This window comes from Acinetobacter johnsonii, from assembly GCF_048551975.1.
GTDB classification, from domain to species: Bacteria; Pseudomonadota; Gammaproteobacteria; order Pseudomonadales; family Moraxellaceae; genus Acinetobacter; species Acinetobacter johnsonii_A.
The window spans coordinates 16,329-37,904 of record NZ_JBIMCF010000017.1 but is presented as its reverse complement, the minus strand read 5'-3'; the positions used below and the strand labels follow the sequence as shown (position 1 = coordinate 37,904).

Here is a 21,576-nt window from a genome sequence, read left to right as displayed (position 1 = left end):
CGATTATCGAGATTTGTATGACCTATACGTTCAATCGTCCCGCCTTCCCCGCTACTCGCATGCGCCGTATTCGTAAAAATGAACATCTGCGCTCTATGGTTCGCGAGACCCATTTAACGACAGATCATCTTATCTATCCAGTATTTGTCCTGCCGGGACAGAACCAGACGCAAGACATCCCCAGTATGCCGAAGGTGCAACGCCTATCTGCGGACTTACTCTTAAAAAAAGCAGAACGTTTACTTGAACTTGGCGTATCGAAACTGGCGTTATTTCCAGTTACTCCTCAAGAAGATAAAAGCTTAAGTGCCGAAGCAGCATGGCGTGAAGATGGTGTGGTTCAAAACACGCTACGTCTGCTCAAAAAAGAATTACCTGAAATGGTGCTGATTACCGATGGCGCACTTGACCCGTATACTACGCATGGTCAAGACGGCATCATTAATGAAACAGGTTATGTACTCAATGACGAAACCGTTGAGGCCCTGATCAAACAAGGGTTAAGCCACGCTGAAGCTGGAGCAGATGTCTTTGCGCCAAGTGACATGATGGATGGTCGTATCGGGGCGATTCGTCAAGCCTTTGAAGCCAATGGTCATATCTACACCTCAATCATGGCCTATTCAGCAAAATACGCGTCGAGCTTCTATGGCCCTTTCCGTGACGCGGTCGGTTCATCCAGCAACCTTAAAGGTGGCAACAAATACAACTATCAAATGGATGTCGGCAACCGCGCAGAAGCATTACATGAAATTGCCCTTGATATTCAAGAAGGGGCTGACATGGTGATTGTGAAACCGGGTATGCCGTATTTGGACATTGTCCGTGAAGTCAAAGACAACTTCGGTGTACCGACTTTCGTTTACCAAGTCAGTGGCGAATATGCCATGCTCGCAGCGGCCATCCAAAACGACTGGTTATCGGACAGCGTGATTATTGAATCACTGATGAGCTGCCGCCGCGCGGGTGCGGATGGTATCTGGACCTATTTTGCAGAAGAAGCTGCACTGAAACTAAAAGACATGAAGTAACAGCCTGTTTAGAAGGATTGAATTTCAATGCATATTGCCATCATTGGCGCAGGAATCAGTGGTTTACTGACAGCGCTTGAGCTGATTGAACACGGTTGTTCGGTTGAGATTTTTGACCAACAGCAAGCGGGACAAGCGGCTTCATGGGCAGGTGGAGGGATTCTCTCCCCGATGTACCCATGGCGCTATCCACAAAGTGTCAATGACCTCGCCAAATATGGCAAAAGCATGTATCAAGCATGGAATGAAAAAGTTAGTCCTGTTTCGGGGATAGATTTTGAAATCCACGAAACAGGTATGCTGATTTTTGATGAAGCTGATTTTGACATTGGCCTAAATTATAAAGACCAACATCAAGAACCGATGCAGCATTGTGAACTTTTGCAACGCGAACAACTGGAACAGGTCAATCCGCGCATTTCTTCGCGCTTTCAAAAAGCTATCCATTTTCCACAGTTAGCCAATGTCCGTAATCCTCGACTGCTCAAGTCGATTGTGGAATACCTCAAACGGCAGCCACAAGTCACCTTTCATGAGCAAGCGTGGGTACATACCTTTGACATGCTCAATCAGAAAGTTCAAGGGATAAAAACTGCCGATGGACAAAGCTACCACGCAGATCATGTAGTGGTTGCAACAGGCGCATGGTCACAGCATTGGTCCGAACAACTCCAGTGCAGCATTCCAGTGAACCCCGTACAAGGGCAAATGTTACTGTTTAAAACCCCGGAAAACTGGCTACCAACCATGTGTATGAATCAGGTTATGTATCTAATTCCACGTTTAGACGGTCATATCGTTTGTGGTTCAAGCATGGCGGATGTCGGTTTTGACCAACGTCCTTCTCTACAGATCCAGCAAAATATTTATAAAGCCTGTTTGGACATGGTGCCTGAACTGACCGATTTTCCCATTGTGAAGCATTGGGCGGGTCTACGCCCAAGTTCGCCAACGGGCGTCCCTTATATCGGAGCATTTCCTGAAATAGCCAATCTCTGGGCAAACTTCGGTCACTATAGAAATGGTCTATGTATGGGGCCTGCATCTGCACGACTGCTACGAGAATTGATGTTAGGCCAAAACTTAACGGTTGATGCGACTGCCTATACTCCAGAACGTTTAGCACATTTTGCGTGATGATGCTTCGCCACAATCAGGCTTTGGGCTGAATGAGATGAAGCAATGCTTCTTTTAAAGTCGGATACTTAAACTCAAATCCCTGTGCTTTCAATGCTTCGGGGCGAACAAATTGACCATTCAACACCAGTTGAGACTGCTCGCCTAAAAGTAATTTCAACACAAAAGCGGGTAAAGAAAGTACAGGTCTACGTTTTAGAATTTGCGCTGCAGTTTGTGCAAATGCTGACTGAGTGACTTTTTCTGGACTGACGATATTAAAGACTTGTGCAGTGGTTTCATGCAACATTAGAAACTCAATCGCTCGCAGTACATCTTGAATATGCACCCAGACCACAGGTTGCCACCCCGAACCAATACGACCACATAAGTTCATTTTGATCGGAAACAACATTTGCGGCAAAATGCCAGCCCCACGTCCAAAGACCACACCTAAACGAATAATTTTGGTATTTTGCGATGTGTCTTGCCGTGCAGATTGTTCCCATTTTTGACACAACTCTGACATAAAAATAGACTGCGGCGCTGACTGCTCATTACAACACTCTGTCCATTGTTCAGTCGGATCGATACCATAATAGCCCACTGCTGAACCTGAAATAATACATTTCGGTTTAATCTTTCTTTTAGCGAGATATTGATAGAGCATCGTCGTGGTTTCAACACGACTGGCGATCAGCTTTTGTTTGCGGGCATCTGTCCAACGCCCCTGAGCAATACTTTCCCCAGCCAAATTCACCACATAATCAATGCGATGATGCTTGAGTTCTTCTAAAGCTCGAATCCAAGTCAAATGCGGGTGAATTTTAGGCAGGTTTTTCTGTCGACTTAAGCCGATCACTTCATAATCTTTTTCTAATAAATAATCGAGCAAGTTTGAACCAATAAAACCACTTGCTCCTGTCACCAATACACGTTCTTTTTGCATAGCGTGATCTCAAATGATGCTTTTGATCAACTATAGCATTTAGAAGAAAGCTTTACGATTAATCGATTATTTTTGCTGCCATACGCTCTGCTTGTTTGCCATAAAACCAGTACGTCAGCACATACAGCGGAATCGCGATCAATAAAATCAGAATCACCACCATACTGATAAATTGCGGTTGTTGGACGTAGAGCATAAAGTTTTGCCAAACTTCAGCATCTCCCTGCGCAAAGATAAATAAACCTAACATAAGAAAGGCAAAGTTATAGCTCCAAAAAATCAGACTAAAACCTAAAGTGAATTTTTTCCTTTCTACTTGGGTTGGCGCACGGCGTTGTTGCTTAATAAATTTAAGTAAAACCCAAATCATGGCCACCAAATAAGGTACAGCCGTTAATACCGTTCCCATCCCTGTCGGAAGTAGTGCAGCGAGCACACCACAGACACAACTAAAGACAAAACATATGAAAAAAAACCAGAGAAAATATCGTGTTAGCGAAATCATAGCGCTACTTTAAACCCAGCCAAAAAATCATTATAAAAAAAATTCGGTTTTTTTTCATTTTCATGTCAACCAATCGAAGTTGATGTGCGTTAAATAGGGTACAAGGTCGCAGCAACCGTCAACATTGTACCGGCATCCACAATACGTACGGTGACCTTTCCTATAGCAATAAGATTGGCTCCAAATTTAAATGTTGTCAGCAGCCGACATTTAAGCATGAAGCAGTTTTCTTTGACCGACGATTTCATCATCACTCGAATCGTCGGTCTTTATTTTTTTTAGGACTGATTTTTCAGTGCTCCCCCACCTCAATAGATCAAGAAGCCCTTAAAAGTTAATATGAGTTTAAGTGCTGGACGTCTTCTGCATCCTGAATGACATAACCATTACGTCCCCGCTCTTTGGCCAAATAGAGATTCTGATCGACCTCTTTTAAAAAGGCCATTTTGTCATTTTTTTGCGTTGGGATAATGGTCTTCACCCCTAAACTGACCGATAAACGCTGATCCAATGGTGATGTACTATGGCAAATATCAGCGGTACGGATACTCTGTAAAATACGCTCCACCACTTCAATTGCAGACGCTTGTGTTGTATCAGGCAATATCAAAATAAACTCTTCCCCGCCAAAACGTGCGACCAAATCACGTGGTCGTGAGACACTTTTTTTCAGTATTTGTGCAATTTGTTTCAGACAAGCATCACCGAGAAGATGACCATTATGATCGTTGTATTGTTTAAAATAATCGATATCCAATAAGATGAGGGTCAAAGGTTGCTGTTCACGCTGGGCATTGAGCCACTCACGTTGGTAACTATCTTCAAAGAAGCGACGGTTGGCAATCTCCGTCAGACCGTCTTGATACGAATATTCTTCCAGTTGTTTTTTCAGTATTTCTAACTCTTGTTCCTGTTTTTTACGCTCCGAAATATCGAACATAAATCCAACCAAACTATCGACTTCCCCATTGGGTTTGCGTACTACATGCACCACATCGCGAATCCAAATATATTCTCCATTTATGGTCAGTGCACGATAATCCGCCTCATGATCAACCCCAGAAATCGACTGCGCAACACAAAAATCAACCACCCATGCACGATCATTTTCATGCATTCGCATCGCCCAATCTTCGACTGTTCTCCACGAGTCTTGCTTCCAACCCAGCACTTTTTCAATTTGTGGGCCAATATAACTAAACTTTTTGGTACCCCAATCAATACTCCAAGGAATAGCAAGTGTTGATTCAATCAGCGTCTTATACACCAGATCATTGACAATACGGGGCGAACTGAAAATAGAATCAGACATAGTTATGTTCTCCTTATACCTTGTCCTATTCAAGGCATAACTTATTTTTTAGACATTCTGCATAAATCATTCTTATAAAGTCTCAAAATTGAATCCGTGATCGATGTTCACATTTCATTTACGACTTCGACACGATATACAATTTCACAGAATTACATAATACCCCATTAAAAGAACATTTTTTAATCAAAATTTATCTTTTTACTATCGTGTTAATCAAATAAACCCATCACATTCTTTTTCACATAATCGCTCAATAGTTTTTCTGATCAATTCAACTTAAAAATAGGCACTCAACTATCAGGTCAAAGATTGTCGTCGTAGCGACAATTATCCATCGCATAATTTTGATTTATGTTAGCTTATAGCTCTATTGCACTTTGAGCTTGGGGTATCTATGGCTGTTCGTTTTTTTCATACATCTGATTGGCATTTGGGACAGTTTTTTTATAACCATTCCCGTCAGTATGAACATGAACAGTTTTTAGCATGGTTACTGGAACAAATCAGTGCAAGACAGCCAAATGCGCTTTTGATTGCAGGAGACATTTTCGATGTCATCAACCCTGCATCGTCCGCACAAAAGCAACTCTATCAGTTCTTAGCAGATGCGCATGCACGTGCACCGCATATGCAAACCCTGATGATTGCAGGCAACCACGACTCAGGCTACCGCATTGAACAAGTTGAACCGTTATTGGCCAAATACAATGCCAAAGCGGTGGGAGTGATTCATAAAAATAGTCAACAGCAGATCGATCTTGAGCACTTATTGGTACCAATTTTAGATGAGCAACAAAATACTGTGGCATGGTGTCTGAGCCTGCCCTTTTTACGTCCTGCTGAAATTACAGGCTTTAATGAACACACCACCAATAGCCAAAACGCGATTGCCTATTTGCATCAACAATTGATCGCCGAGGCTAAAGCTCGAAAAACAACGGATCAAGCCCTGATTTTAATGTCTCATGCACATATGCAAGGCGGCGAAACCTCTGACTCTGAGCGTCCTATTGTAATTGGGAATGAAGAAGCACTCTCCACGACATTATTTGATGAAATCATTGACTATGTGGCACTCGGGCATTTGCATAAACCGCAAAAAGTCGGTGAAGAGCATGTTCGCTATAGTGGCTCCCCAATTCCACTATCTTTTAGTGAAATTAACTATAAGCATCAAGTTGTTGAAGTGACACTTGATCCCACACAAAACGATTCCTCCCGTTTTCAGTTGAATGTTTTAGCGATACCACGAAGCATTCAACTGCATAAAATACGCGGTGAACTCAATGAAGTACTGGAAAAGCTGCAAGCATTGCCTCAAGGCATCATCCCAGAGATTGATCAACGTGAATATGTCGATATTGAATACCATACTGCTGTTCCACCGCAGCCCAATTTAAGACAACAATTCGAAGAGGCTCTACCCAAAGACCGTTATCGTTTAGTCCGTATTTCACGTCAATATTTAGCGACTGAGCAAGACCCTAATGCACCTGCTAAAGTAAGTTTAGTGCCGCCCACACCAGAAAAACTGTTTCAGCAAATTTGGGAAAAACAGGGTTATCACAATGATGCAGAAGTGTTAAACGATTTCATGAGCTTAATGCGTGAAGCAGAACAATCCCTTGCAGATGAACACGAGGCTTAAAGGTTTAGTATGAATATTTTATCAATTCGAATTAAGAACCTTGCTTCACTTTCTGGGGAACATCTGATTGATTTTGAAAGTGATCCCTTAGCCAGTGCAGGTCTGATTGCCATTGTAGGGAAAACAGGCGCAGGTAAATCCACCATTTTAGATGCCATGTGTTTGGCCCTATTTAACCGTATTCCACGGTTAAAAGACAGTGATGGGAAACTTCAAGATGTCGATGGCTCAGAGTTGCTCACCAACTCCCCATTGACCGTTCTGCGTCGTGGCACTGCACATGGTTATGCAGACCTTTGCTTTATTGCACAAGACCAAAAGCGCTATATCGCGCGTTGGGAATTAAAACGTTCGCGTGAAAAAGCCGATGGCAAACTACAAAGTGTGCAACGTTCTTTAAAATGTGTCACCGATGGTGTTGTGGTTGCGGATAAAAGAAGTAGTGTCGATCAAGAAATTAAAAGAATTACTCAGCTCAGTTTTGAACAATTTACTCGTGCCGTTTTATTGGCTCAATCTGAGGTCACTGTTTTTTTAAAAGCACGGGACAATGAACGTGGCGAATTGCTGGAATATCTAACCAATTCCGCTATTTTTGGGAAAATTGGTCAACTGGCTTATGATAAAACCAAATCCGTCGCCACGCAGCGCAAAGAACTGGAAAATGTGCTGGGTCATATTGAACTGTTAACCGATGAACAAGTCACTGCATTATCGACAGAGTTTCAGCAGTGCGATAGAGATTATAAACTGCTTGAAACTCAAAAATCGCAACTGGAAAAACAACAACAATGGTTTGAGCGCAAACATAAACTCGACAGTGAAATCATTAGCAAACAACAACTCTTCGATACACAAAGCAAGTTACAACAAGATTTAACTCCTGAGCGCGAACACTTGGCTCGTTTGGAGATCTTTTCAGAAATTCGTGCTGTGGTATTCCAACAACAACAGTTACAGCAAACTGTGCAGCAAATGACGCCCCGTATTCAACAACAGCAACAACTGTTCGATCATTTACAACTTAAATTTGAAAGTGAAAAAGTCCAATTTACGCAAGCTGAAATGGCAGTCAATAAACTACAACAGTTTGAAAGTACCCATCATGCTGCATTAAATGAGGTGCGTAAATGTATTCAAGAACGTGATTTTATTGGGGCTGAGTTTAAGAAAGTTCAGGAAAAATTGCAGGCTTTAGAGCAGTCTAAGCTGCCCCTAACTCAGCAACAACAAAAACTTGAACAGCAGATTCAACACATTGAGCGACAGCAAACCGAGTGTAAGCAGCAACTGGAAAGCTCACAACAGTTTGTAAACCTAGACAAAGGTCTCAGCGCCCATACTCAACAGCTAGAACAGTTCATTCATCAATATCAAAAAATTGAACATCAACTCGGGCCACGTACTCAGGCTGAACATCGGCTAGCATCAGAAAAACAACAATTACAGCAGTCTATTCAACAGTTCGGGACGATCGAACAGCTTGAAATCAAAGTTGAGCAGACACAACAGCAACGCGAGTTGAAAATCAATCAACTCAGCCAATTCGAGCTGATTCAGCAAAAAATTCAGCAGTTTTTTGACTTACAGGCTGAGTCTACAGAACAGCAAGTACTGCTCGACAACGCCAAAACACAGCTTCAAGCCGTGCAGCACAATAGCCGACAAGCTGAACAGGCCTTTCAGGCTGCCAAAAGTGAACGCATTCAGCTACAACTGGTTTTGCAACAGCAGCGACTTTTACATGCTGAAAATATCGAAGATTTACGCTCGGCCCTCCAAGACGGCGAACCCTGTTTAGTCTGTGGAAGTACCTCACATCCTTATAAGCTGGAAGATACTGCGCTCTCCAAGGCCCTGTTTGAGCTTCAACAACAGCAGGAACAACAGGCAACGCTAAAAGAACAGAATTGCTTTGATGGCTGGCAACAAGCGCAGCAACAGCTGACTAAATTGAATACTGAAATAGAACAACGACAAACTCTAATTCAGCAACTTTCTGAAAAAATCAGTGCTTTGCAACACGTGTTAATCGAGCACAGTCAAACGGCAAATATTACACTCGACTTCACCCTAACGGCATCGGAGTTGAAGACTCAGTTCATGCAAATGGCTGAGCAATATCACTCGGATTTGCAACAACTCAAACAACAGTCTGAGCAGTTCCAACACAATATTAAAACCCAGCAACAATGCATCCAAAACATTCAACAGATTGAACATTTACTACAAACAGCAAACGGTTTGCACAACCAAGTTCAGCATATCGTGCAGTGTTTATCTGAGGCTGAAAAAATAACTTGGCAACAGCAGACCCCCCAAACCGCTAAGCAAATTTTGGTACGCCTAAATACCCGTTCGCAACAACTGGAACAGCTGGAACAATGGCGTCAGCAAAGCGAACAAACCACGCAACAGTTCAAGACCAATCAACTGAATATCGAAAATACCAGTAGACACATCACTGAAACCAACGAGCAGCTCAATGAGATCAAACGAAAAGGACAGCAAAATACAGAAAAAGCCAATCAATTGATCCAAAAAATGACAGGCTTAACTGACATCAAAGCCAATGAGTGGCTCATCCAGCACGATCAACATCGCCAACAGACGCAAAGCCATTATCAACAACTGAAACAGCATTTTGAGCAATTGCGCCATCAATTCGAACAGGAAAAAAATCAGCTAGAACAGCTCAAAGCCCAGTTGCAGCAGAATCAGACCAGTGCCAGCCAAGTAGAAAATACCCTTCAGCACTGGCTCAATGCGCACCCTGATTTCCATAAGCCTGATTTAGATGCGCTGGCTCAAATTAGCTCGGCTCAGGAACAACAGATCCGTCAGAAATTACAGCATGCAGAACGCCTAGTAAATGAAGCACATGCTGCATTGAAAACTATGCAAGAGCAGTTGAGTGAACATCTGGGCCATCAACCTAAAATTGACCCAACACAGTTACAACAGCAAATGCAGGAGCATCAAGTCGCACTGCAAACACAACTTGAACTACGCGATCAACTCAAACTCAAACTTGAGTTGCATCAGCAAAATGTCGCCAAACAAAAGCAATTTGCAGATCAGATTCAAGCCATACAACAGGAAGAACACCGTTGGGGGAAAATTTCAGGTCTGATGGGAGATGCTACAGGCAAAAAATTCCGTGATTATGCGCAGCAATATAATCTCGATATTTTACTGGAACATGCCAACCAACAGCTCAACCAACTCTCACAGCGCTATACCTTAAAGCGTTTGGATCATTCGCTGAGTCTGGCTATTATTGATCATGACATGGATGGAGAAACCCGCTCCGTTGCATCACTTTCTGGGGGGGAGTCGTTCCTGACTGCCCTTGCCCTATCTCTTGCCATTGCCAATATGGCCTCAGGGTCAATGAAAATCGAATCTCTATTTATTGATGAAGGCTTTGGGACTTTAGATGCATCGTGCCTGCACATGGTCATGAATGCTCTCGACCAATTGCAGAATCAAGGACGTAAGGTGGTGCTGATTTCACACATCCAAGAAATGCATGAACGTATTCCCGTCCAAATCCAAGTTAAAGCTTTGGGTGCAGGTGCCAGTACCATTGAGGTAGTGGGATAATTTCAGATTTTTGAAAGTCAAAGTTTGATCTGTTTTAAGACACCATCTCACGGTTAAAAATAAAGGGAGCATCCTACTTAATGTAAGTGCTCCCTGTGAAATCCAAACGAATGCTTTAATCTGCTGGGAATGCTTTTGGTGGAGGTGCATATTTAGATGCATCTGCTGCTTTGTCCGTAGCCGCCATAGACTGTAGCGGATAGATCACTGTACCAATCACACCTGTATTTTGGATGGAACCATGATCTGAGTTTGCAGCATAGGCGTCTTCAGGTCGACTAAAGGTAAAGGAAGCCACTGCAGAGTCACTCTTACGGAAACCTTCAATAATCAACTCCCCCTGTGGACGAAGCACATAACCTGAATTGCTGCGTGATGCTGCACGTCCATCAATAACATCTAAACCATCCACACTGGCAACCACTTCAAATGCGCTATTGCTATGGTTTTGGTATTTGAGTTGATAACTTTGTCCATCTTTACCAGATAAATAATACTGCTGACCATCTCGAAATAAAGGCAGTGGACGCTGTGTATCATCTACAATCGAAAAACTGATTTTTCCAGCGACCAATGACAGGCTGTTCACGGCTTTCCCCACGTATTTTTTGCTGGCATAGCGAACTTGTGATTCAGCAATTGGACTACTGGATAAACGTTTTAAATTGACTTCCGTGACGTTTGAACTGATCTCATCGCCCCACTTGGTGCCTAATTTTTCACTTTTAGCGACCTGAGCATTCTGAACCGTAGATTCCGCACTCATCTCACTCATTTTGGTATTTGTGCTACTACAAGCTGCTACAAATAAACTCAAAAGCAGGGAGATAAATAAATAGAGTTTTTTCATTTTGGCTTCATCCTAAATGCAATTTTTATCGTTGTCAGGCAATCATTTTTCATGGTTCATCTGTCTAATCTATAGATGATTCAATGCATGAGTTTAAATTAAGCCTATTTTTTCAGCAGCCTATTAGTTTTATATAATTGTAAGTTAAACCCTTATCACTGCCTTTAAACTCAAGAAGCCCTATTTAGACTTAATGCTGTGAATAATCTCTCACTCCGAACAAGGCGGTTCCAACGCGAACCATAGTCGACCCAGCTGCAATCGCATCGACCATATCGCCTGACATACCCATGCTTAAGGTATCCCAGTCTTCAGGATGTACATGCAGCTCTTTCACTTGGTCAAATAACACTTTCGCGGCCTTAAAGGCTTGGGTATTGTTCGGCGCCGGAATCACCATCAACCCACGCAGTTTGATGTTAGGCAACTGACTGATACTTTTTACCAACTCAACAACCTCATCAGGTTGGCAGCCATCTTTGCTGTCTTGAGCATCGATATTGACCTGTAGACAAAGATTTAATGGTGGTTGTGTTATCAGACGCTGCGCCGATAAACGCTCTGCAATAATTAAACGATCAACTCCATGCACCCATGCAAACTTTTCAGCCAAATGTTTGGTTTTATTGCGTTGTACATGCCCAATAAAATGCCATTCAATGTCTAAATTCTGTAGCGCCTCTATCTTCTGCAAAGCCTCTTGTAGGTAGTTCTCACCAAAGGCGCGTTGACCACAAGCATACATGTCTTGTAACACTTCGCTTGGATGTGTTTTAGAAACCGCCAAAAGCTCTACAGACTCCACGTCACGACCTGAAATTTCGCAGGCCTGTTGAATTTGGGATAACACGTGTTGACGTGAATTTTGCAAGATATTCATTGACGAGGGTCTCATTTCGGTCATCTTTTTTGCTTTGCCTTTCAACAAACTGTTGGTTAAGTTGATTGAAAGCCTTATTATTCTATCAAAATAATTAGCATTTAAATGAACTCGGGGAAATAATGGATATCACAGAATTACTAGCCTTTTCGGCTAAGAACGGGGCATCAGATTTACACTTATCTGCAGGTATGCCACCGATGATTCGTGTCGATGGCGAAGTTCGTCGTATCAATTTACCAGCTTTAGAACACAAAGAAGTGCATAAACTGGTCTATGACATCATGAATGACAAACAACGTCGTGATTTCGAAGAAAAACTAGAAACAGACTTTTCCTTTGAAGTTCCAAGTATTGCTCGTTTTCGTGTGAACGCATTCAACCAAAACCGTGGTGCAGGTGCAGTATTCCGTACCATTCCGTCTAAAGTCCTGACCATGGAAGACTTAGGTTTAGGACAAACCTTTAAAGAGTTGTGTGAATTGCCACGTGGTTTAGTTTTAGTGACGGGGCCTACTGGTTCTGGTAAATCTACCACGTTGGCTGCAATGATCGATTATATTAACGATAACCGCTATGACCACATCTTAACGGTTGAAGACCCAATCGAATTTGTACACCAGTCAAAAAAATGCTTGATCAACCAACGTGAAGTACACCGCGATACGCACGGTTTTAACGAAGCGCTGCGTTCTGCACTACGTGAAGACCCCGATATTATTCTCGTGGGTGAGATGCGTGACCTTGAAACCATTCGTTTGGCACTCACTGCCGCTGAAACGGGTCACTTGGTCTTCGGTACACTCCACACCACCTCTGCGGCAAAAACCATTGACCGTGTAATTGACGTATTCCCTGCTGAAGAAAAAGACATGGTTCGTGCCATGTTATCTGAATCGCTACAAGCCGTGATTTCTCAAACCTTACTCAAGAAAAATGGCGGTGGCCGTGTTGCTGCGCATGAAATCATGATTGGTATTCCTGCCATTCGTAACTTAATTCGTGAGAACAAAGTGGCACAGATGTATTCTGCTATTCAGACTGGTGCAAACTACGGTATGACCACACTGGATCAAAGTTTGAAAAACTTGGTCACCAAAGGGGTGATCAGTCCACAGACTGCCCGTACAGCTGCCAAGCAACCTGAAACCTTCTTATAAGAAAACAATGGATTTGGGGTATAGATATGGATTTTAACGACTTACTCAATTATATGATTCAACAAAAAGCGTCAGATTTATTTATCACCGCTGATGTTGAACCTTCAATGAAAATTAACGGTCAAATTGTGCCTGTAGCTAAAGGCAAACTGACAGGTGATGTCGCAGGACAACTGCTGAACTCCATCATGAGCGAGAAGCAGCGTAAAGAATTTGCGGATACACGTGAGTGTAACTTCGCGATTATGAATCGTGATAAAACGGCACGTTTTCGTGTCAGTGCCTTTCAACAACGTGATATGCCTGGTATGGTTTTGCGTCGGATTGAGACGCAAATTCCAACCATGGATGAGTTAAAACTCCCGCCTGTGCTTAAAGAGTTGGCCATGACTAAACGTGGCATCATCATCTTTGTGGGTGCAACAGGTACAGGTAAATCGACCTCTTTGGCATCGATCATTGGTTATCGTAATCAAAACTCGAAAGGTCATATCATTACCATTGAAGACCCAATTGAATTTATTCATGAGCATGCAGGCTGTATCATTACACAGCGTGAAGTGGGCATTGATACGGACTCTTTTGAAATCGCGCTGAAAAACACCTTACGTCAGGCACCCGATGTAATCCTGATTGGTGAGATTCGTTCCCGTGAAACTATGGATTATGCGATTGCCTTTGCTGAAACAGGTCACTTGGTATTTGCAACGCTGCACGCCAACAACGCCAACCAAGCCATCGACCGCATTATTCACTTCTTTGAAGCAGACCGTCATAGCCAATTGTTTATGGACTTGTCTTTAAACCTTAAAGCGATGGTTGCTCAGCAGTTGATTCCAACACTAGACGGTAATTCTCGTCGCGCCGCAATTGAGATTTTGATTAACTCACCGTTAATTTCCGATTTGATCCGTAAAGGTGAAATCCACGAAATTAAAGACCTGATGAAGCGTTCTCGTGAACTTGGTATGCAAACTTTTGACCAAGCCTTATTCGATTTGTACAAAGCTAAGCAGATTAGCTATAAAGATGCGCTGAAACACGCCGATTCCCCGAATGACTTACGTTTACAAATCAAGTTGTCCGAAGAAGGCGGTGATCGTCTATTGCATGCCAGTGCAAACATCACGTTTGACGGACAAGCTTAAGCATTTCTTTAAGCAATAAAAAAGGGCTTCTCAGGAAGCCCTTTTTTGGGTCTAAGTTATTACTTTTTACGCAGTGCTTCTTGGCACTCCGCAGCATCACAGTAACCATATAGGTTGAGTGAGTGACCTGTTAAAGTAAAGCCATGCTTTTCAGCGACTTCGTGCTGCTCATGCTCAATCACTTCGTTGCTAAACTCAACCACTTTGTTGCAGTTTTGACAAACGATATGATCATGGTGATCGTCTTGCATGATTTCGAAAACAGAGTGGTTATTTTCAAAGTGATGGCGCTGAATAATGCCCGCTGCTTCAAATTGCGTTAACACGCGGTAAACAGTTGCTAAACCGACATCTTCACCTTGTTCAAGTAAAGTCTTATAAATATCTTCCGCACTTAAATGGTGTTGCTTTGAATTTTCTAGTAGTTCTAATATTTTAATTCGTGGAAGTGTAACTTTAAGTCCAGCTTTGCGTAGATCTTGATTTGAAATTGGCATGTAAAAAGGTCTCTCAACAAATTTAAAGTTAGAATATGCAACAAAGTGTAGATGCAGTATGATCTATCCGTGGCTCAATTGCATCATAATTAATTTGGGATAGTGTAGCAAAATGCAAAAAATCATGTTGGCGTTATTCGTCACTTCACTGCTCGCAGGCTGTTCGACCTTGGGCGTTTATAAAGTTGATATTCCTCAAGGTACTCCATTAACTCAAGCACAAGCGTCAAAAATACAAGTAGGCATGAGCCATCAACAAGTTCGCTTTTTGCTTGGCAGCCCGACAGTTTCAGATCCAATGAATCCGCTACGTTGGGACTATATTTACAATTATACCCCAGGAACGTATGCTAAAAAAGCCAAGATTCCTGCTGCACAAGGCCAACATCTGAAAGTCTATTTCGACTCAAATGGTATTGTGCAAAAAATTGAAGGCTTAGAAACCATTCCTGCATCTCAGCCGGGCTTACCAGCATCGAAAGAAGCGATTCTAAACGCGCCCCCACTATAAAGCCTTATTCTAAAAAAGAAACCCCTCAACTGAGGGGTTTTTCATATCATTTCGATTGTTTTAAGCGATTGCCTTTTGCAAAGCGACCCACAGGATTATTTTGTGCACGTATCCTTCGAATATCTTTAGGATTAATGCTCAAAGGACGATAAATTTCAACACGATCCCCTACCTGCAAAATCTGTTGAGGGTCTTTCAAGCGGACACCAAAGATGCCCAATTGTAAAGGCTCAGGCAATTCAACCTGCGAGCCTATACCACTCAGTTGAATCGCATCTTGTGCCGTCATTCCCTCAGAAAACGGCACACTAATATGAAACTGCTGGTCTGCTGTTGCATAAGCAACCCAGACTTGTTGAAGCATGCTCATTAAATCAGTTTTCCAAGCACGGCTACAATTGCCAATACGATAGAAACAGGTAATACCACACGCACGGCAATGCGCCAAATATTATAAAAAACTTCATTACTAAAGTTCATCGACTTACGTAAATGGCTAATTTTCATAATCCAACCAGCAAAAATGGCATAAATCAAACAAATCACTAAGCCCCACAGCATCAATAAGATGTTAAAAATCGGGCCAGTGGCTGGAATTAACCACACCAACGTTGCAGCTAGCAATACGAGCCACTGAATCACAATATTTAACTGGCGCTGTGCCAACTGCTCACGTGCCATCTGTAACAGCACGGCTGCCGCTGCAATCGCAGTTAAGGCAATCGCATACGCAGGTAATGCCGCTTGGACTGCAAAAAATGCAAAAGCAACCACAGCTAAAATTTGTGCAATCCAAATCGGTAAAACAGTCTTGGTTGCAGCATCTTGCTGTTGAACTTGTGCCAAACTGTTCTGCCAGTACAGACCGAGTCCTAAACCGCTTGCCACCAAAGCCAATACCGTTGCACTGCCCCATTCTGAAAATTCAACCGGCGTCACTTGCCACTCAGCGGTTCCTGTACCAGAGAGGTTTGCAAACACTAAGGAAATCAGCACACCGACCGCCGTTAACGCTAAGGCCAACAGACGTGGGGCAAAAGACAACGCAATGGCAACCACAGCCAAAGCAATAAAGATCACGGACGATGTCATATCCTCAAGTGCGTATTGATTTAATAATTGCGCAGCATTAGACAACATGCCGCCCGCTAAAAAAGGAATAAAGACGACAGCAAGCCATCCAACAAGACGCCACGTCTGAGAAGCATCGGCATCACGCGTCAAACTCGATAAAGCATTCAATGCGGTGGTTTTTGAGCGCTTGGCTAAGGCAATTTCTAAGTAACACACAGGCAAAGCCAAGATCACCATGGTCACTAACCAAAGTAACCAAAAGTCGAGCTGACGTTCAACCTGAATTCCCACCAAGGGTGCAAGTGTGGCAATAATAATAAATGATAAACAAAATGCCATCAGCGGCGATAACCATCGTGACAGAGCATTGTCTTGCATGATGCGTTCCTTCAATAAGTCTTGCGCTATTTTGCCTTGCTCTCTTATGAAAATCAAAAACAAAAAGCAAACCATCAAAACTGATGATTTGCTGCGCTAAATATAATTAAAATTTATTGTTTTTATCCCTCGTTTAGCTCACTTATGAAAAGAACCGAGCAAACCAATTTTTCCCTTTTTTCTTTTCTTTTTCTTTGATAATGCCCATCATATTTTCTTTTACGGCACCAACATAATCTGCATCATCATGCTGGATATGATTAATCAGCCATTTCGACAACACTTCATGGAGTTCAGCTTCGATTGAATGCCCCATCTCAAAACGGTCCCGATAAGATTCAATTTTTTTAATAAATAAATCATGTACACGTTTGTGGGGTACACGATATTTATAACCCGCTTCTTCTTGGAGAGACTCTTCAAAAGTAAAGTGAGACTGTGTGTAATCAATAATATTTTCTAAAATCTGTTTAACGCGTTCACGGCCAGTATTGAAATCGATCGCATCAATTTCATTGATATAATCGAGAATACGGCGGTGTTGATCGTCAATCACATCGATACCAGTATTATATTCTGGAACCCACTTCATTATCATTCCGACCACCCAATAAAAATTAATAGATTAATTACATGAATTAATCATATCGATTAGAATTAAAAATAAAAGTGAATCAAATTAGTTGGTTTTATACTATTTCCACAAAATCAAACTTAAGTATATATTTTAAATAGGTAAATAAATTTAAATCCGACCAAAAGAATCAGTTATTATTTAATCTATTTTATTATTTGACAAGTAAAAATCAAAATAAGAGCACGTTTTATATTATTATCAACATGCCTTTATATTCTAATCATTTTGAAATAAATTAATATTGATCTGCTTTAGTGACGCGTTTTAAAGACGGATCTTTGGCTTCTCGGATTAAACGTTCCACATGGGTCATTTGGTGGCGGATCGCTTTGCCATATTGAAATAAAATCATTTCACCGGGTGCAAAGACTGTCCACGCTTCATTTTGAGTCAACGGTTCGGTAGTAATCACGGCCACACGATCTTCTGCTGTAGTGACTTGGCTAAAATCAACCTCAACATCAATATCAATCAGTTGCGCAGGTTTAAATGGGTACTCACGCACCAACCAATGCAGTTTGGTAATGGCATAACTAAACAGGGCTTGTCCATTAGATAAACAAAAATTGAAAGTGCCATGCTCCGCAATCCGTGGAGAAACATCAGTTAATAAATCAAAAACTTGATCTAGACTTGGCTCGGTATAGCCAAATTTATTCACCAGTTGGTCCAGTAAATAGCAAAATGCACGTTCACTGTCGGTATTGCCCACTGGGGTAAAGCGTCCTGAAAGTACAGGATCAAAGTCATGCAAATCGCCATTATGCGCAAAAATCCACTGTCGACCCCATAGCTCACGGCTAAATGGATGTGAGTTTTCTAAGTTAATTTTTCCCTGTGTCGCTTTGCGGATATGTGCAATCACATTGCGTGATTTGATCGGATAATTACGAATTAATTCAGCAATCGGCGATTCAACTGCAGATTGATTGTCAACAAATAAACGGCAGGCTTTATCCTCAAAAAAAGCAATCCCGAAACCGTCACAATGGTCTGAAGTAATCCCCGCGCGCTGTGAAAAGCCTCGAAATGAAAAGGTAATATCAGTCGGTGTTGCACAGTTCATTCCGAGCAGTTGGCACATAATCTTGATCTTATTTAAACATATTTATTGATGATGGTTTTATTGTGCATGAGTCCTGACTGGCTTGCAATTCACAATGCTTCATAACCCGAACACATTCAGGCATAAAACCATTTTTATAAAACGTATAGGCCTAAAAAAAGCCTCCGAGGAGGCTTTCAAAATACTTAGTGTTTACTGCGATTGGTAATCAATGTACCCACGCCATGATCGGTGAAAATCTCCAACAGTGTTGCATGTGGCACACGACCATCCACAATATGCGCGCTTACCACACCACCTTTCACCGCATCTAGAGCACAACCCACTTTCGGAATCATCCCGCCATAAATCACACCCGTTTCAATGAGACGGTCAACTTCTTGGGTGGTTAGACCAGTGAGCAGGTTTTTATTTTCATCTAAAACACCTGAAATATTGGTCAACAAAATCAGCTTTTCAGCACCGAGGGCTTCAGCCACTTTTCCAGCCACCAAATCAGCGTTAATGTTATAGGTATTGCCCTCTTCATCCACACCTAAGGGTGCAATCACAGGAATAAAATCACCACTGCTAAACATTTCCAATACATCGGTTTTAACACTGGTCACTTCACCCACTAGACCAAGATCAATTTTTTGTACTGTGCCATCTTCCGCAGTTTTTTCCATCAGTAACTTTTGTGCACGCAGTAAGTTACCATCTTTACCCGTTAAACCAATGGCACGACCGCCATGTTGGTTAATCAAGTTCACGATAGATTTATTCACACTACCACCCAGCACCATTTCGACCACTTCCATGGTCGCTGGATCGGTCACACGCATGCCATCAATACGGTCAGACTCACGCCCCAATTGCTTTAAAAACGAGTCTACTTGTGGGCCACCACCATGAACTACAATTGGGTTCAATCCAACGGTTTTTAACAAAACGATGTCACGTGCAAACGAGCTCTCAAGCTCAGGATCAGTCATTGCATTGCCACCATATTTCACTACTAGCGTTTTTCCAGAAAAACGTTGAATATACGGCAAAGCTTCAGTCAGGACTTGTGCTTTGTCGAGGCCAGTATGTTGATGTGGCATGTGCCTCTCCTTAATGGGCGTCTAATAGGTCTTGTGCAATCTGCGGATAATCTGCCGTCAGCATGTGCACAAAGTTATGGCGAATTTGATGGAGCCGCTGATCACTGTCCGCGTCGAAACGTACGGTAAAATACTCACCCGTATTCGATGCTCGAATAATGCCAAATCCATCCTCAAAATCAAGTCTTACGCCATCAATTTTACTCATTTCCGCTTGAAAGTGCTGACATTGTTTTTCCACATTCGCTAAAACCAGCGCGGGTGAAATCTGATGGGTGCTAATATAAATATCCTCTGTACTGGCACGTTCTGGGTAGTCTGCCAGTGCTTCCGACAAAGTACATTGCTTCAAGCTTAAGTATTCCAACACACGTAGTGCGGCATATAAACCATCGTCATAACCAAAGCCACGACCATCATTAAATACATAATGCCCTGCATATTCACCGCCAAAAACCGCATGCCCTTTAGATTGCGCCAAATATTTACGCAAAAAAGAGCTGCCTGTTCGAATCATTTTTGGAATACCCTGATGGGCCAATACCGTATTTCGAACCATGGTGGAACATTTCACATCAAAAACCACTTCATGTGCTGGATGATCAGCCAAACACATGTGCGCAAACAAGGACAATAAACGGTCTGCTGAAATGATTACGCCCATTTCATCAATCAATACAACACGATCACCATCACCATCAAAGGCAATACCGATATCAGCATGCTGCTGTTGCACGGCGTTTCGTAGCAGATATAGATGTTTGGCTTGAGAGGGATCGGGGGCATGTTCAGGAAATTCACCATTGGCCTCACAGCGTAAAGCATGTACCTCACAGCCGAGTTCCTTTAAGACCAAGACGGCGCAGCGTCCCGCCGAACCATATAAACCATCCACCACAACTTTATAGGGTCGCGGTTGAGGCATGAGCTGTATATCATTGAGCAATGCCGCCTGATAAGCCAGACAATATTCAGGCACGATCTGATGTGGCAACTTTTGCCATTTCATCACTGCATGGCTGTCAAAATATTCATTTGCATCGCGTGCCACCTGCTGGATTGCCTCAGGTAAAGGGGGCTCACCCTGCATAATCCATTTGATCCCATTATCCGACTTCGGATTGTGGCTGGCTGTCACCATAATGCCATTGCCATCAAACTGACGTGCCGTGTAATACAACACAGGGCTAGCACAACATCCGATGATTTGCGCATCTAAGCCCTGTTTAAGACATTCTTTGTAAATAATTTCTGCAAAAGCAGGACTGCTTTGTCTAGCATCATAACCAATGGCTAAACGTGTCTGCCCAGTCTTTAAATATTGAGTTGCAAGCGCTTGTGCAATAGCAAGAATCAGCTCAGCACTCATGACATCCAATTTGCCACGAATGTCATAGGCACGAAAAATATGTGCAGGAAATTTTGGCTGAAAATCCATAGGTCTAACTTCTAATTTATTCAGATCAACAGCTCTTTCAGCTGTCCTTGTTGTTATGCTTAACGCTGGGTTTAATTTTACTAAGGATTCAAAAAAGAGTTGTAACTTTTTATGAACTAAAAATGATCATTCAGCATTAAAACAACAAAGCCTCTTTCATAGAGAGGCTTTGTTGTTTTACTTTATCACTGAGAGATTAGTTTTGACCAGTATGTCCGAAACCACCTGCACCACGTTCTGTCGCTTCAAATTCATTCACAATATCGAACTGGGCTTGAATCACAGGCACAAGTACATACTGTGCAAGACGTTCACCCGGTTCTAAACTGAAAGCTGTTTGGCTACGGTTCCAAACTGAAACCATCAATTCACCTTGATAGTCCGAATCAATTAATCCCACCAAGTTACCCAAAACAATGCCGTGCTTATGACCTAGGCCTGAACGCGGTAAAATTAAACCTGCAAAGTGTGGGTCTTCAATATAAATAGATAAACCCGTTTTGACCAAAACAGTTTGTCCTGGTTCAATGACGGTCGTAGCATCGACACATGCACGAAGGTCTAAGCCTGCTGAACCCGTTGTCGCATAGGTTGGCATTGGCCATTCATTGCCTAAACGTGAATCCAACACTTTAACCTGAACTTTCATTCTCTTTTTCCTAGTACAATAAATTTCTAAAAC

The 21,576-nt window shown here is 42.4% G+C and carries 21 protein-coding genes; 7 read left to right on the top strand and 14 right to left on the bottom strand.

All coding sequences use genetic code 11. From position 1 onward, the window contains the following. Positions 1–17: 17 nt before the first annotated feature. Both hemB and thiO read left to right on the top strand, forming a co-directional pair. A complete protein-coding gene (hemB, locus tag ACG9ZB_RS12510) occupies positions 18–1,031 on the top strand; it encodes a porphobilinogen synthase (protein ID WP_419326070.1) in 1,014 nt (337 codons plus the stop codon). 27 nt (positions 1,032–1,058) lie between these two features. Next, complete coding sequence (gene thiO, locus ACG9ZB_RS12505) at positions 1,059–2,168, top strand: glycine oxidase ThiO (protein ID WP_419326069.1); 1,110 nt, start codon at positions 1,059–1,061, stop codon at positions 2,166–2,168. 16 nt (positions 2,169–2,184) lie between these two features. Here thiO and ACG9ZB_RS12500 read toward each other — a convergent pair whose 3' ends face one another. The 4 genes from ACG9ZB_RS12500 to ACG9ZB_RS12485 form a co-directional block, all read right to left on the bottom strand. Then, entirely contained in the window at positions 2,185–3,096 is a 912-nt protein-coding gene (locus ACG9ZB_RS12500; RefSeq protein ID WP_419326068.1) for a TIGR01777 family oxidoreductase, read from the bottom strand. Positions 3,097–3,154: 58 nt separating this feature from the next. Next, the gene (locus tag ACG9ZB_RS12495) at positions 3,155–3,601 is read right to left on the bottom strand and encodes an ABZJ_00895 family protein (RefSeq protein WP_419326067.1); all 447 of its coding nucleotides are present in this window, start codon (positions 3,599–3,601) and stop codon (positions 3,155–3,157) included. A gap of 89 nt (positions 3,602–3,690) precedes the next feature. Continuing rightward, the gene (locus ACG9ZB_RS12490) at positions 3,691–3,819 is read right to left on the bottom strand and encodes a hypothetical protein (RefSeq protein WP_419326066.1); all 129 of its coding nucleotides are present in this window, start codon (positions 3,817–3,819) and stop codon (positions 3,691–3,693) included. A 116-nt stretch (positions 3,820–3,935) separates the two neighbouring features. Next, the gene (locus tag ACG9ZB_RS12485; protein ID WP_010326025.1) at positions 3,936–4,913 is read right to left on the bottom strand and encodes a GGDEF domain-containing protein; all 978 of its coding nucleotides are present in this window, start codon (positions 4,911–4,913) and stop codon (positions 3,936–3,938) included. A gap of 397 nt (positions 4,914–5,310) precedes the next feature. On the opposite strand from ACG9ZB_RS12485, the gene ACG9ZB_RS12480 reads away from it, so the two are divergent. Together ACG9ZB_RS12480 and ACG9ZB_RS12475 are read left to right on the top strand one after the other, a co-directional pair. After that, positions 5,311–6,564, top strand: coding sequence for an exonuclease SbcCD subunit D C-terminal domain-containing protein (locus ACG9ZB_RS12480; RefSeq protein ID WP_419326064.1), 1,254 nt, complete (start codon positions 5,311–5,313; stop codon positions 6,562–6,564). Positions 6,565–6,573: 9 nt separating this feature from the next. Then, the gene (locus ACG9ZB_RS12475) at positions 6,574–10,170 is read left to right on the top strand and encodes an AAA family ATPase (RefSeq protein WP_419326063.1); all 3,597 of its coding nucleotides are present in this window, start codon (positions 6,574–6,576) and stop codon (positions 10,168–10,170) included. A gap of 115 nt (positions 10,171–10,285) precedes the next feature. On the opposite strand, the gene ACG9ZB_RS12470 is transcribed toward ACG9ZB_RS12475, so the two are convergent. Both ACG9ZB_RS12470 and ACG9ZB_RS12465 read right to left on the bottom strand, forming a co-directional pair. Next, positions 10,286–11,020, bottom strand: coding sequence for a hypothetical protein (locus ACG9ZB_RS12470; RefSeq protein WP_419326061.1), 735 nt, complete (start codon positions 11,018–11,020; stop codon positions 10,286–10,288). A gap of 190 nt (positions 11,021–11,210) precedes the next feature. Further along, on the bottom strand, positions 11,211–11,900 hold the full coding sequence (locus ACG9ZB_RS12465) for a YggS family pyridoxal phosphate-dependent enzyme (protein ID WP_419326059.1): 690 nt from the start codon (positions 11,898–11,900) through the stop codon (positions 11,211–11,213). 122 nt (positions 11,901–12,022) lie between these two features. Here ACG9ZB_RS12465 and ACG9ZB_RS12460 point away from each other — a divergent pair, with 122 nt between their 5' ends. Together ACG9ZB_RS12460 and ACG9ZB_RS12455 are read left to right on the top strand one after the other, a co-directional pair. Next, positions 12,023–13,060, top strand: a complete 1,038-nt coding sequence (locus ACG9ZB_RS12460) for a type IV pilus twitching motility protein PilT (RefSeq protein ID WP_004694862.1) — start codon at positions 12,023–12,025, stop codon at positions 13,058–13,060. A gap of 26 nt (positions 13,061–13,086) precedes the next feature. Further along, on the top strand, positions 13,087–14,208 hold the full coding sequence (locus tag ACG9ZB_RS12455; protein ID WP_419326058.1) for a PilT/PilU family type 4a pilus ATPase: 1,122 nt from the start codon (positions 13,087–13,089) through the stop codon (positions 14,206–14,208). A 59-nt stretch (positions 14,209–14,267) separates the two neighbouring features. Here ACG9ZB_RS12455 and fur read toward each other — a convergent pair whose 3' ends face one another. Then, complete coding sequence (gene fur / locus ACG9ZB_RS12450) at positions 14,268–14,705, bottom strand: ferric iron uptake transcriptional regulator (protein WP_004694866.1); 438 nt, start codon at positions 14,703–14,705, stop codon at positions 14,268–14,270. A gap of 112 nt (positions 14,706–14,817) precedes the next feature. Between fur and ACG9ZB_RS12445 the strand changes: the two genes are divergently transcribed. Then, on the top strand, positions 14,818–15,216 hold the full coding sequence (locus ACG9ZB_RS12445; protein ID WP_087528300.1) for an outer membrane protein assembly factor BamE: 399 nt from the start codon (positions 14,818–14,820) through the stop codon (positions 15,214–15,216). A 46-nt stretch (positions 15,217–15,262) separates the two neighbouring features. Here ACG9ZB_RS12445 and ACG9ZB_RS12440 read toward each other — a convergent pair whose 3' ends face one another. The 7 genes from ACG9ZB_RS12440 to dut form a co-directional block, all read right to left on the bottom strand. After that, positions 15,263–15,586 (bottom strand): RnfH family protein, encoded by a 324-nt coding sequence (locus ACG9ZB_RS12440; RefSeq protein ID WP_419326056.1) that lies wholly within the window; start codon positions 15,584–15,586, stop codon positions 15,263–15,265. Next, entirely contained in the window at positions 15,586–16,668 is a 1,083-nt protein-coding gene (locus ACG9ZB_RS12435) for a hypothetical protein (RefSeq protein WP_419326055.1), read from the bottom strand. Before ACG9ZB_RS12435 ends, ACG9ZB_RS12440 begins: the two co-directional genes overlap by 1 nt. A gap of 142 nt (positions 16,669–16,810) precedes the next feature. Further along, complete coding sequence (locus ACG9ZB_RS12430) at positions 16,811–17,266, bottom strand: bacteriohemerythrin (protein WP_419326054.1); 456 nt, start codon at positions 17,264–17,266, stop codon at positions 16,811–16,813. Positions 17,267–17,540: 274 nt separating this feature from the next. Continuing rightward, positions 17,541–18,389 carry a class II glutamine amidotransferase gene (locus ACG9ZB_RS12425; RefSeq protein WP_419326052.1) on the bottom strand — a complete coding sequence of 283 codons (849 nt, stop codon included), beginning with the start codon at positions 18,387–18,389 and terminating at the stop codon, positions 17,541–17,543. Positions 18,390–18,556: 167 nt separating this feature from the next. Continuing rightward, positions 18,557–19,456: an acetylglutamate kinase gene (gene argB, locus ACG9ZB_RS12420; protein ID WP_419326050.1), complete on the bottom strand. Its 900-nt coding sequence runs from the start codon at positions 19,454–19,456 to the stop codon at positions 18,557–18,559. A 10-nt stretch (positions 19,457–19,466) separates the two neighbouring features. Further along, entirely contained in the window at positions 19,467–20,894 is a 1,428-nt protein-coding gene (locus tag ACG9ZB_RS12415) for a phosphomannomutase/phosphoglucomutase (RefSeq protein ID WP_419326048.1), read from the bottom strand. Positions 20,895–21,090: 196 nt separating this feature from the next. Then, positions 21,091–21,543, bottom strand: a complete 453-nt coding sequence (dut, locus tag ACG9ZB_RS12410; protein ID WP_062034241.1) for a dUTP diphosphatase — start codon at positions 21,541–21,543, stop codon at positions 21,091–21,093. Between the last annotated feature and the right edge of the window lie 33 nt (positions 21,544–21,576).